At 32.7% G+C, this 12,202-nt stretch carries 11 protein-coding genes and 4 pseudogenes; 7 read left to right on the forward strand and 8 right to left on the reverse strand.

Annotated features, from left to right (window positions below; all coding sequences use genetic code 11):
- Window positions 1-263 precede the first annotated feature (263 nt).
- Complete coding sequence (locus C568_RS0127890) at window positions 264-629, forward strand: hypothetical protein (protein ID WP_018783436.1); 366 nt, start codon at window positions 264-266, stop codon at window positions 627-629.
- 271 nt (window positions 630-900) lie between these two features.
- On the opposite strand, the gene C568_RS0127895 is transcribed toward C568_RS0127890, so the two are convergent.
- The 5 genes from C568_RS0127895 to C568_RS34460 form a co-directional block, all read right to left on the reverse strand.
- Entirely contained in the window at window positions 901-1,188 is a 288-nt protein-coding gene (locus tag C568_RS0127895) for a hypothetical protein (RefSeq protein WP_006097652.1), read from the reverse strand.
- 1 nt (window position 1,189) lies between these two features.
- On the reverse strand, window positions 1,190-2,011 hold the full coding sequence (locus tag C568_RS0127900; RefSeq protein WP_018767649.1) for a ParA family protein: 822 nt from the start codon (window positions 2,009-2,011) through the stop codon (window positions 1,190-1,192).
- Between the two features lie 1,540 nt (window positions 2,012-3,551).
- Window positions 3,552-3,908: a hypothetical protein gene (locus C568_RS0127905; protein ID WP_006096921.1), complete on the reverse strand. Its 357-nt coding sequence runs from the start codon at window positions 3,906-3,908 to the stop codon at window positions 3,552-3,554.
- A 20-nt stretch (window positions 3,909-3,928) separates the two neighbouring features.
- Window positions 3,929-5,152 (reverse strand): ParM/StbA family protein, encoded by a 1,224-nt coding sequence (locus C568_RS0127910; protein ID WP_006096920.1) that lies wholly within the window; start codon window positions 5,150-5,152, stop codon window positions 3,929-3,931.
- A gap of 199 nt (window positions 5,153-5,351) precedes the next feature.
- Complete coding sequence (locus C568_RS34460; RefSeq protein WP_155895719.1) at window positions 5,352-5,519, reverse strand: hypothetical protein; 168 nt, start codon at window positions 5,517-5,519, stop codon at window positions 5,352-5,354.
- A 60-nt stretch (window positions 5,520-5,579) separates the two neighbouring features.
- Here C568_RS34460 and C568_RS0127915 point away from each other — a divergent pair, with 60 nt between their 5' ends.
- Window positions 5,580-6,158, forward strand: a complete 579-nt coding sequence (locus C568_RS0127915; protein WP_006096919.1) for a DUF3967 domain-containing protein — start codon at window positions 5,580-5,582, stop codon at window positions 6,156-6,158.
- 251 nt (window positions 6,159-6,409) lie between these two features.
- Here the strand turns inward: C568_RS0127915 and C568_RS33865 are convergent.
- A pseudogene (locus C568_RS33865) lies at window positions 6,410-6,835 on the reverse strand (TipAS antibiotic-recognition domain-containing protein); the annotation flags it as partial.
- Window positions 6,836-6,997: 162 nt separating this feature from the next.
- Here C568_RS33865 and tnpA point away from each other — a divergent pair.
- Together tnpA and C568_RS0127925 are read left to right on the forward strand one after the other, a co-directional pair.
- On the forward strand, window positions 6,998-7,396 hold the full coding sequence (tnpA, locus tag C568_RS0127920) for an IS200/IS605 family transposase (RefSeq protein WP_018783437.1): 399 nt from the start codon (window positions 6,998-7,000) through the stop codon (window positions 7,394-7,396).
- 11 nt (window positions 7,397-7,407) lie between these two features.
- Window positions 7,408-8,520, forward strand: a complete 1,113-nt coding sequence (locus C568_RS0127925) for an RNA-guided endonuclease TnpB family protein (protein WP_018783438.1) — start codon at window positions 7,408-7,410, stop codon at window positions 8,518-8,520.
- 139 nt (window positions 8,521-8,659) lie between these two features.
- On the opposite strand, the pseudogene C568_RS0127930 reads toward C568_RS0127925, so the two are convergent.
- Both C568_RS0127930 and C568_RS0127935 read right to left on the reverse strand, forming a co-directional pair.
- A pseudogene (locus C568_RS0127930) lies at window positions 8,660-8,935 on the reverse strand (MerR family transcriptional regulator); the annotation flags it as partial.
- Entirely contained in the window at window positions 8,910-9,836 is a 927-nt protein-coding gene (locus C568_RS0127935) for a DUF2268 domain-containing protein (RefSeq protein ID WP_018783440.1), read from the reverse strand. The gene C568_RS0127935 and the pseudogene C568_RS0127930, both read right to left, overlap by 26 nt.
- Window positions 9,837-10,078: 242 nt before the next feature.
- Here C568_RS0127935 and C568_RS35885 point away from each other — a divergent pair, with 242 nt between their 5' ends.
- The 3 genes and pseudogenes from C568_RS35885 to C568_RS0127945 all read left to right on the forward strand — a co-directional run.
- Entirely contained in the window at window positions 10,079-10,279 is a 201-nt protein-coding gene (locus C568_RS35885; protein WP_231399081.1) for a hypothetical protein, read from the forward strand.
- Window positions 10,245-11,843: pseudogene (locus tag C568_RS32225) on the forward strand (topoisomerase C-terminal repeat-containing protein); the annotation flags it as partial. The gene C568_RS35885 and the pseudogene C568_RS32225, both read left to right, overlap by 35 nt.
- Before the next feature lie 75 nt (window positions 11,844-11,918).
- Window positions 11,919-12,202, forward strand: a pseudogene (locus tag C568_RS0127945) (hypothetical protein); the annotation flags it as partial.

Here is a 12,202-nt window from a genome sequence, read left to right on the forward strand (position 1 = left end):
AAAGTGTTAAGTGACAAAAAAGCTGTTTAATTTACAATAAAGTCGTTTGAAAAATAATAAAGTTGTTTAATTCTTATTGGACTAACAGCCAGGTTAGTTGAAGAGTGTTAGTTAACTTGTGTTCAACAATTGGGCCGGATTTTTGAGAATCCCTCTCAAAGAGAGTTAGTTATGGTAAAATATTGCGAGTGAAATCAGGTTCTTAACGATTTTATCAAGTATCAGGCAAAATAATTCAGAAACGAAGAAGGGACAGTACTAACATGGAAAACGTATCAAATGTAGATAAATTGGTAGCAATAAAATCTTTACAATCGACAATCAGTAAACTCGAAAATGCCTTGTCACAGATGACTCAGAAAGGCACAAATACTACCTTAGTAAAGAAACGACTCAAAGCTGTTTGCATCGGCTTAGCAATGCTAGAAAACGTTTGGAATCAAAGGCCCCATCATTACACCCAGGAAGAATTAGCAGAAGCTCGCAATGTTCTTACTGGTTTGCTTCCATCAATTGAGAACATTTATGATAAGTCAAAGGCTGGTAGTCCCCAAAGAACGCTTTTAGAAAGGAGAATAAAAGCGTTGAAACTAGCTATCCAAGTGATTGACAATTTTCCTAATAAATAACTTATCTAACTAAATAGAGTAACGAGTGCTTTAGTTCCATAAGAATTAAACAACTTTAAAGAGCTTTACGACAAAAAAATGTAGCAAGGTTCTTATATTTTTATATCGAAATTAAATAACTTTATTATCACCTTACATAAGGAATATCATGAGGAAGCTGCAGCGGCAAAAGAGAAGAAAAAGTCGAGGTGGAAGTTCTGGTGACGGTATTTTTTTAAACTACGAAAATATAGAAATATCCCTATTTCTTAATAGGGATATTTCTATATTTCTAGATCTCTGTTAATAATTTAAATTTCTTTTTCTGTTCAGGAGTTAATTGATTTTCTACATAATGATGTATAAGTAAATCAATTATTTCATGAGCATATTTTTTATTAGTGAGTTTCATTAGTGCTCCAAGCTCTTCCTTAGATTGACTAGAAATTTTAATACTGCCCTGTTGGTTTTTAAATTTCTTTTTCTCCGGTGTTACAACTGAATCCTCGTTTGGGATATAAGGATCTGTTGGATTAAAATTGCTCTTTTTTCTGACTAATAATCCAGGAGTTTTTGCCATGTTATACACCAACCTTCAAACTTTCAAAAATATTGATACGAGACAATAATTCATCACTAATCTTTTCGTATAGTTCTATTACATTTAAATCATGTCTATCATTTTCAGTAATACCGTTTACATCAAACCTTTTAATACGTTCCATCTGTGGAACGATATTTTTAAATAAGTTTTCTTCACCAAAAATTTCACGAGCATTTTCCATAATGTATTCATCCACTTTACCATTATTTTTTAATAGCACTGGAAGAATACCTACAACTTCAATATCAAGATCATATTGCTCTTTTAATTTTATTAGTTGGTTAATGTAGTTTTCTGCACCTGTAAGAGAACGTTCTTGTGTTTGTAGAGTTATAAGAACATAATCAGAAGCTACAACTGCATTTTTTGTGACTTCAATTGACATAGGTGGAACATCGATAAATATGTAATCGTATTTATGTTTTATTTTCTCAAGTAATCCCTTAAAGTAGAAATCTTCTTCTGCTTCCGAAGAACAAGATTTATATAGAAATTTTGCGAAATCTTGAAAATCAACATAAGAAGGAATTAAATATAAATTTTCCATTATTTCAATTTCTAATCCATCTAAATTCCCATCTTGAATTCCTTTCATTAATGTTTTATTTAAAGTTACCTTTTCATCAGGATTAAGGATAGATTTTGTTAACATTAGAGATTTTGTTGCATTACTCTGCGGATCAAGGTCAACGAGTAAAGTTCGTTTTCCCTTTTTTGCGAATTCATAAGAGTTTAATACAGCATTAGTGGTTTTACCAACGCCCCCTTTGTAATTCCCAACAGTAATTGTAATAGCCATTTATACCACTCCATTTATTATTTGAAAAACCCACATATATCCCTATTTCTATATTTTAGTAAAAGAATTATAGAAATAGGGATATTTCCCTATGTTATATAGAAGATTATAGCAGTGATATGTGGTACATGCAATAGAATCTGTCATTTATACCACTCCATTTATTATTTGAAAAAGTCTTTATATCCCTTTATTTCATGCCAATCAAGTTAAAAGAAGCAAATATCCCAAAATAAGAGAATTGACAACTCCAGGTGAACTGTACAAATTTTTTTGTTTGGGGTGTTATAAAAAAGAAACAACCTTTCCTATAGTCGATGTTGTATGGGCTTAACTTGAAGGTAAGGACCTATTTCAATATTTTTGATAGCAAAGGTAGGAGTGTATAGAAATATCTACTTATAGAAATAGGGATATTTCTATATTATAAAGAAGGTAATACGGAAATATTTGGTACGCACAAAAGAAACAACTATTTGTACTACTCAGCTATTTTTTCAAAAGATCCTCCAATATCGCTATTTTTACATTGTAAAGAAGGTTGTAGCGTTGATATTTGGAACATGTAAAAGAAACAACCATTTATACCACTCCAGTTACTTTTCAAAAACTCCCCTATATCCCATTTCTGTATGTTTAATAATAAAAAGTAGGGATATATAGAAATATCTAATTATGGAAATAGGGATATTTCTATATTATAAAGAAGGTTATAACAATGATATGTGGTACATGCAATAGGAGCATAGAATTAATGGATAATACCTAAAGCATTGATTTCAAAAGGGACTAGTTGTCTTTCATTCTATAATTAACAACGATCATTAATAGTGTAGAGTTGAAATAAAGTTTAATTGTTTATAAGACAGTTTAACCATTTATGTTGGAGGATTAGGCGCTTGCACACTTATTAATCGAAAGGCCTTACAAGCTGGAGTTAAAATTTCTCCCCAATTAAAAATCTTTCTTTTTGGGGAGAAGATAGGCACTTTTGTATTAGAGCAGGTGCTTTAGGATTTGATTATAAATCAGATGGTGTTCTCTAAAAGATTTTGATTCCCCCTCCTTTGTACGAAGGTTAGCCAAAATATCGATTAAACATTAGGATACTATCTCTCTTTTTTTCTATTTCTATATTTATGATAACTAAAGCAAGGATATATAGAAATAGGGATACCTCCCTATTGTGAAGAAGGTAAAGTAGATATATGTGTTATATGTAATAGAATCTTTCACTAATCCTACTCCAGTTATGTTTAGAAAGTCCCCCCTATATTTCTATTTCAATATTCGTGATAAAAAATAGGGATATAGGGAAATATCTAATTATAGAAATAGAGATATTTCTATATTGAAAAGAAGATTATAGCAGTGATAGAGGTGTTACATGTAATAGAATTATAGAAATAACGGACAATATCTAAACCATTGATTTCAAAAGAGAGTATTTATTTTTCATTCTATAATTAACAACTAGTATTAATAGTGTGAATTTGAAATAAAAGACCTTAGGATTATACCTAAAGGTCTTCTTTACTAATTAGAAATCAATCTCTTCGTTATCTTCTTCAGAAATACCACCAAGTACTTCCTTAGCATCAACAATTTTACCTTCTTGGAGTACAGGCTCTTCCATTTTTAAATCTTCTTGTTTCTGTATGGGAACAAATCCATTAGTAAGTAGAAGATCCAATTTATTTTCAATTGTATCTAAAAGATTTAATCTCTGTTCTACATGATCTAATTTCCGCAGTAGTTGCTCATAACGTTTTTCATTTTGTACCAGTTCAACAACAAATGCTGTTAATTGTCTACTATTAGCTTTTTCATTAAGAATTCCATATACATCTTCAGGCATATTATCAGCATGTAATGCCATTTTTCTATTTTTAGCCATTATCAGCACGTCCCTTTATTTTAGGCTAACTGTCCCTTCATTTCATCAATTACTTTTAATTCTAATGCAGTTAGATTAATTGTCCGTGAAGTTGGAGCAAATACTTCTTTGTCGCTATTTTGAATAATATCGTTCAAGAAGAAGTGATTGTTTTTAGCAGCCATTTCAGACATATGATTCAATAAAGCTAGACGGATGTATGGTTCTAAAACGGGTGCTTCGCCTCCAATATAAATGAATTTCAACACTGTATTCGTACTAGATGGGATGAATACATCAAGAATTTTAGCAACTAAAATTCTTGCATATTCTTTCAGTGCCTCTACAATTTCATTTGTAAAATCATATTCTTCACCAGTATTTTCATTCGATAGTACGTACTTTTGTACTTTATAATTATTGACTATAAATTTCTCTAATGTTCTTAGATCCTTAAAGTATTGAATCAATTTTTCTTTTCTAAAGCGTTCTAGATATCCTAAGAATGGCTCAATATCGATAACTTGGAAAGAATCTCTGTGCTTAGGTGTAGTAAGTCCTTTACCTAATCGCACAGCATCTGTAGAGCCGCCACCAATGTCAGTTAAAACTACTTCATAGTCATCGAATCTCTCAGATTCATATCGCTTTTCAATACTAATTACATTTGTATTCTGATCTTTTGAAACCATTTTATATTTTAAAGAATGTCTAGCAACTTCTGATTCATTTCTACATTTGGCTGAATTGACTCTAATAGTTAGTTCTTTCTCCATTCCTGGTGTTAACACTTTAACTTTATGTTCACCAATAAATCTTTCTTCCATTTTTTTATGAGCAATGCTAAATTTCTCTTCACGTTTTAAAAGCCAAATTGGAAGCATCATACTCATGTGTTCAATTTCAACTTCATTATCTTCTTGCTCAGCGTTAAGCGCATGATAATATGCAATTGCTCCTAAAAAGCTTACGTATGGGATAGGACTATTAATTTTATCGTGCATCTTATTTACATGTGAGTTTGCCAACTGATTATCTTCAGCTAATTGCCCAACTAAATAGAAAGACTCTTCACCTTCGATTTCAGTGGAAATTAGTAATCTATCTAGTAAATCTTCTGGTCTAGAAATACGATCAACAAGTAAATCCTCAGCTTGTTTCTTTGAAATTTTAACTACATTCGTTGCAAGTTCAATATAATAACCATCGACCATGAAATTATTAAAACTATTTCCGAAATCCGCTACTTTTCTTCCAATTTTCATTTATAATTCCTCCTTTATACATTAAGTACGACTTAAGTGATACTTTTAATTATACTTTAGCACATTTAATCAAAAATAAGAATACTTTAAATAATAAGTACGACTTGAATCGTACTTATTATTTAATTAACCTATATACTTAAAAAATTCAAAATAAACAAGGAAATACCTTCTTTCAAACGAATAAGACACATAATAGTTAGACGCCGACATGTCGGACATAAAAGATGATGAATAACAGTAAAACAACAACATGACTGGCATAAAAGATGATGAATAACAGTAAAACAACAACATGACCGACATAAATGATAATCAATAACAATGTAATGACAACATGACCGACATGGATGATAATCAATAACAATGCAATGACAACATGTCGGACATCGATAACAACAAATAACGATGAGGGGAGGACGATGGAATGGATAGGGAAGAGCCTTATAGGAAAACATATTCCCTTGCAGATATAGCAAGAATGCTTGGGAAGCCACGGACAACCCTTCAGGCCTGGCGGGATCAATTCAAACCATATTTACCAACTGTCGCTGGGACGAAGGGGCGAACACTGAGATATGAACAGGAAGCATTAGAGTTGTTTAAATTAATTGCTAATATGAAAGATGCACAAGAGCCACCAGAAATAATAGAACAGATGTTAAAACAAAACGTAGATTATATTGTAGTAGAAGAGAGCGATGAAGACGACGAAATAACGAAGCCAATTATTCAAACGATGTATGAAAGTATGAAAGAGGTTTCTATATATTTTCAAGAACAAAAAGCCATGAACATGGAGCTTTTACAGCGCATAGATCATTTAGAACAAACTAATCATATGTTATTGAATAAGATTGATGAACAACAAAAGAATATTGATGGGAAAATAAATAACAGAGATCAGCAGCTATTAGAAGTGATTCGTGAAATACAAGAAACTAAGAAGTTAGTTGCCTCTAGTCAACAAGAAAAATCATGGTTCGCTAAATTATTTAAAAAATAACTTAAATAATACGTAAAAAGTAGGGAAGCTTGTATAGTTTTACAAGTTTCCCTACTTTTTTATAAATTTGATATTGTGGATTTGAAATAAAGTCGCCACGTTTTGAAAAAAGTTAAGATGGAGTCGAAAATAGAATAACTTTAGGCAACCCCATGAAGGTGTGCAGTGACAATAAAGTTATTTAAAAGGATGGTGTGAAATTTCAATTAACACCATCTCTTATTTATATGTTGTATTATAAAAATATGAAATTAATGATTCTGTCTATTAGTATAATGTATAATATCGTTATATAAAAATTCAGCTAAGTCTTCATTACTAAATTGGTTTATATAATTTTTGAATCGATTATCAAATTTATACGTATTTGCAATACATATCAACATTTCAGAGTCACATACAATAGATTGTTCAAGATAACTTTTCCATTCTACAATTAATTTCTGTACCTCATCAGAAGAAGGGGATTGATTAATACAGGATGCAATTTTTCTAAATACTTTTTCCATGTTTAGTTCAAATTCAGAAAATAGGTTCGCTTTTTTACTAGGAGAGAGTTTTTTCAGTTTCGCCTCAAATTCTTTGTATTTTTCAGTTTCTCCATAGATGAATTTCGCTTCATGAGCATATTGTTCTTGTAACGGTGAAATGGATGAATTATTAAAAATATTTAACGAATTGCCCGAAAGAATTCTCCTTCCTCAAGCGTGTGGAGGGCAATAGCCCAACGGTAGGTGGGAGATGAATTTCGGTTTGGCGTAGCCAAAAAGCACGTAACTGTGCTTTTTATTTTCTCTATGGTATAATCAGTCTTATAAAACAAAAAGGTTGGTATATAAGTGAAATTAGATAGTAATAATCATTCAGTGTTCTTGTTGTATTATCATCTTGTATTGGTCGTGAAATACAGAAGAAATGTATTTGATGATGATATGTCATACTATGCAAAAGACATGTTTGTAAGACTTTCTGAGAATTACAATATAACGTTAGTCGAGTGGAATCATGATGTTGACCACGTACATATATTGTTCAAGGCACATCCTAATACAGAAATGACAAAGTTCATTAATGCTTATAAGAGTGCGAGTTCTCGATTAATAAAGAAAGAATTTCCACAAGTGAAAAAGAAACTTTGGAAAGAAATGTTTTGGGCAAGAAGTTTTTGTTTACTAACTACTGGTGGTGCACCAGTAGACTTGGTGAAGAAGTATATCGGAAATCAAGGGGAGAAGTGAGGTGAAATGATATGACAAAGCATAATAAAGCATATAAATTTCGTTTGTACCCAACAGAAGAACAAGCACATCTTATGCGTAAAACCTTTGGTTGTGTGCGCTTCGTATATAACAGAATGTTGGCTGAACGTAAAGAAGTGTATGAGAAATACAAAGGTGATAAGGAACAACTAAAGAAACAAAAGCTTCCAACTCCAGCAAAATACAAAGAAGAGTTTGAATGGTTGAAAGAAGTTGATTCATTAGCTCTGGCAAATGCTCAATTAAACTTGCAAACTGCCTATAAGAATTTCTTTAGTGGTCAAAATGACTTCCCAACATTCAAAAGTAAAAAAGACAGAAAGTCTTATACAACGAATGTAGTAAACGGAAATATTATGTTGTTAAATGGTCATATCAAATTACCAAAACTGAAAATGGTACGTATCAAACAACATAGAGAAATACCACAAGACCATATTATCAAGTCGTGTACAATCTCCATGACACCTACTGGTAAATACTATGTGTCCATCTTGACTGAATACGAAAAAGAGATTGTACAAAAAGAAGTAGAAACAGTTGTTGGATTAGACTTTGCGATGGATGGATTATACGTTAGTTCTGAGGATGAGAGAGCCAATTATCCTAAGTTCTACCGTAAAATGTTAAATCAATTAGCAAAGGCACAACGAGTATTATCAAGACGTACTAAAGGTTCTGAGCGTTGGAATAAACAACGTTTTCGTGTAGCTAAGTTACATGAAAAAGTAGCTAACCAACGTAAGAATTTCCTTCATCATAAGTCTAAAAAGTTAGCTACTAATTTTGATGTTGTAGCTGTTGAAGACCTAAACATGAAAGGAATGTCGCAAGCACTTAATTTTGGAAAAAGTGTCGCTGACAATGGTTGGCGTATGTTCACTTCTTTTTTAGCTTATAAACTACACGAACAAGGCAAACAACTTGTGAAAATAGACAAATGGTTTCCTTCCACAAAAACATGTAGCAATTGTGGAAGTGTGAAAGATATGCCATTGTCTGAACGAGTATATTCTTGTATATGTGGTGTAAATCTCGATAGAGATTATAACTCAGCCATCAATATCAAAAATGAAGCAATACGCCTAGTAGCATTAGCATAAATAGCAACAAAATAACCTTTGGAACAAGGGAGTTAGCTCGGCTGTTTTAGGACTAATTCGTTAGCTATCAAAAGTAACGACTAACCGAGAAGCCCCCACTTCAAGTAAGCTCGTAAGGGCTACTAAGTGGCGGGTAGTTCACCAATAAAGTTTGGTTATGCTTCTTTAATAATTGTTGCTGTTCTTCTCTCGTAAGTTTCAAAATATCCGCAATTTCCTTTAGAGAAAAGTCCATTTTCTTAAAAAACAAAATCGTTTGGAGTTTTGCTAAACTGTTCCTATCATAAATTCGATAACCATTTTCTTTTAAGTAAATTGGCTTTAATAAATTTATTTTATCATAATATTGTAAGGTCCTTTTTGTTATGCCTGTAATTTGGACAATATCTTTAACCGTTAATAATTGTTTCTTCATCCCAAAATCCTTTTATTTCATCTAATATTAGATTAGCAGGAGTTATTGTGGCTTCAAAGATATTTTTACCTGTTTTTTCTAAATAGTATTTAATTAAATAGTACCCACAGGCATAACCAGCAGCATAAGACATATTGACTGGCATATAGTTTTGAAGTTTTGCTAATTCATCACCATAAAGATACGGTGCAATTTTATCAAAGCCTGTTAATTGTAATTGTTCCTTGAGAACAGGTTTAATATGTCTATTAAGCATTTCCATAGTTGTTTTCGATACCCAAGGACCGAGTAGATCTTCTCCAAAAATAGAAGTAGCAAAGTTCTCTGCTAACCCTTCACTAACAATTAATTCACCTAAAGTAACAGTATAATCCCACTGAATAAATTGATATCGAACATTATGATTACATTCATGTGCTAAAGCAGCTTTCATTCGAGGTATTGTGTATTCATTTGGGACAAGTGTACACATAATATAGCCAGGGATACCTCCATCACCACTATATCCTTCATTTAACATTAACGAAGGGCTATTGGGATCCCCTAATAGAATCGTGAATAAGTAATCGGATACACGTAGGTTCACATCATGCTCTTTAAATAAATGAAGGCTTTTCCTAACAGCTTCTGTACACTCAGACCAAAAAGAATCAGATGAAATCAAGTCTAATTCTCGTGTAATCTCATTTGTAATCTGAGTAGGAGAAATGCTCATTATATTATTCAATGTAATAACATCAAAACTATTTGGCTCCTCAGCTTTAAAAGGAACATGTTGAATTTTCCATTTCCTCATAAACGGAGCCAACATCTCTTGTCTGTATAACTCAACCTTTTCCTCTTTTGGAGCTTGTGAAATTTTTCGATATATTTTATCTGAGCGTAATGATTTTATATTCATTTCTTTCACCCCTTATTTAATATAGTTAAAATTATGCACTATGACGTAGCGTTATAGTCAAGGGGGTTAACTAAAAATATAGTAGGAGGATGGGATTAGGTGTTTTTTGAAATATTAATAGGACCCCTTCATTTGTAAGTACCTTAGCTTAGTTTGGATGTTGAACGTACTTAAAAATACCTTCAAAGCCGAATGGTGAACAACTTTATTGTAATTAATCTGTGGGCTAATCAGACTATATAATGAATGGTTGCAAAGTGACGTTAGGTGAATATAAACACGGGGATGTAATTGGTATGCGAGTGATTGTACCAGCACAAGATAATAGAAATGAATATCAAATTTTCGTCACAAATAGTAGGTTATCAAAAAAAGGGCTAGAAAAAGGATCTGGTACGGATGGTAGATGCATCTACCATTACAGAAAAACATGCCACATTTAACGACGAGCTGGTAGATAGTCACTTTGCCATCATCCCGACAACAAAACCATATGACGGGACCAATAGAAAACCATTAGAAATTCAATTATATGACCTTATTGTGAAACGATTTATTGGAAACTTTATGCCTCCGGCTGTTTATTTGGTACGTGAGGCACAGTTTATAGATCAAGAGGAAAACATATATAGTACAAAAGAGAAGGTTCTTCAAGAGAAGGGATTTTTAAGCGTATTTCATGAGGACATGGAAGAAGGTTCTGTGGAAAGCTTTCAAATCCCTATTTTATATGAGGGAGACTCCTTCCAGATCGTAAAACATGATTTAATGCAGTCGAAAACAAAGAAACCAGCATTCCATACAGAGAGCTCCATTCTAACGTTTATGGAGACCGCCGGTCGTAAATTAGATGATGACCATTTAAAAGAATTAATGAAAGGAAAGAGAATTGGAACAGTCGCAACAGAAGAGACGTTTATTCCTAAGCTTGCGGTACGAAATTATATCACGTTTACCAATGGCCAAATTCGTACAACGAAAATTGGTCGTGCATTTGTAGAAAAATTTCCGATAGATGAAATCAAAAATCCAGCTTATACGGCTGAAATGGAAGGGATGATTCATATGATCGAAAAGAAGGAAATGCAATACGGTGAATTTGTGGAAAATACGAATACATTTGTAAAAGAAACAGTTGCAAAACTTGGAGAAACAGAAGAAAAAGTAGCGGATGAAATGATTTTGAATTGGAATCAACAAATTGAAGTATGCCGTTGCCCATGTAAAAAGGGGAAAATCCTTCATAAGGGCAACTTCTATGGATGTAGTAATTATCCAGAATGTGAGATCCGTATACCGAAGAAAATTAAAGAGAAAGCGATTCCTGAAGCGCAAGTAAAAAAGCTGTTTGAAAGTAAGAAAACGGATCTGTTAAAAGGCTTTAAATCCGGTGAGAAAGAATTTTCAGCGTATTTAGTATTCCGAGAAGGCAAAGTGCAGTTCCAGTTTCCAACGACAGAGGAGCTGTCTCTTGGGAAGTGTCCAGACTGTAAGAAAGGGGACATTCTTCATCGAAAAACATTTTTTGGGTGCACTGAATATAAAAATGGTTGTAAGTTCATGTTGCCAGCAAAAATCAAAGAAAAAGCGATTCCCCCTTCTCAACTAAAAAAGATTTTGACGGGGCAATGTTCAGACTTCATTCAAGGATTTAAAGGAGAAAAGGGTGAATTTACAGCGGCACTCTATTTGGATAAGGAGGGGCTAAAGTTTCGTTTTCCAACAATGGAAGATCGTACACTAGGGAAATGTCCGCTATGCAAGAGCCGAGTAATTGTAGGGAAATCAAATTACTTATGCGAGCAATATAAAAAGACTTGTGAATTCATTATTCCAGGGATCGTGTCTGGAAAGAAAATTAGTAGTAACAATGTGATCAAAATATTAGAAAAGAATATGACCGATCAAATCAAAGGGTTTGAGTCCAAAAATAATGGGAAGAAATTTGATGCTCGTTTATCTTATAGCACGCAAGAAAAACGATTAAAATTCTTATTTGGAAAATAAATGATGTAGAGAACTGATACAAACAGTTCTCTTTTTTTATTCTTGAAACCATTCACAACAAGGGGAGGTGCCAACATGACATATCGACTGGCAGAGGAGGAAGTCATGAAAGCAAAAGATGTGGATTTGTTGTCGTATTTAGAAGCTAAAGGGGAGAAATTTCAAAAAGAGGGAAACTATTATCGACATACGGAGCACGATAGCTTGTTAATTCGTGACAATATGTATGCATGGAATAGCCGGGGAGAGAAGGGATATGGAGCGATTAGCTTTGCTAGAATGTACTATGGTATGACTTTTCAAGAAGCAGTTCGAGACGTGAATTTTGGTGATTATCCTACTTTTACATCTTCTAAGGA

Source organism: Bacillus sp. 95MFCvi2.1 (genome assembly GCF_000374965.1).
GTDB lineage: Bacteria > Bacillota > Bacilli > Bacillales > Bacillaceae_G > Bacillus_A > Bacillus_A pseudomycoides.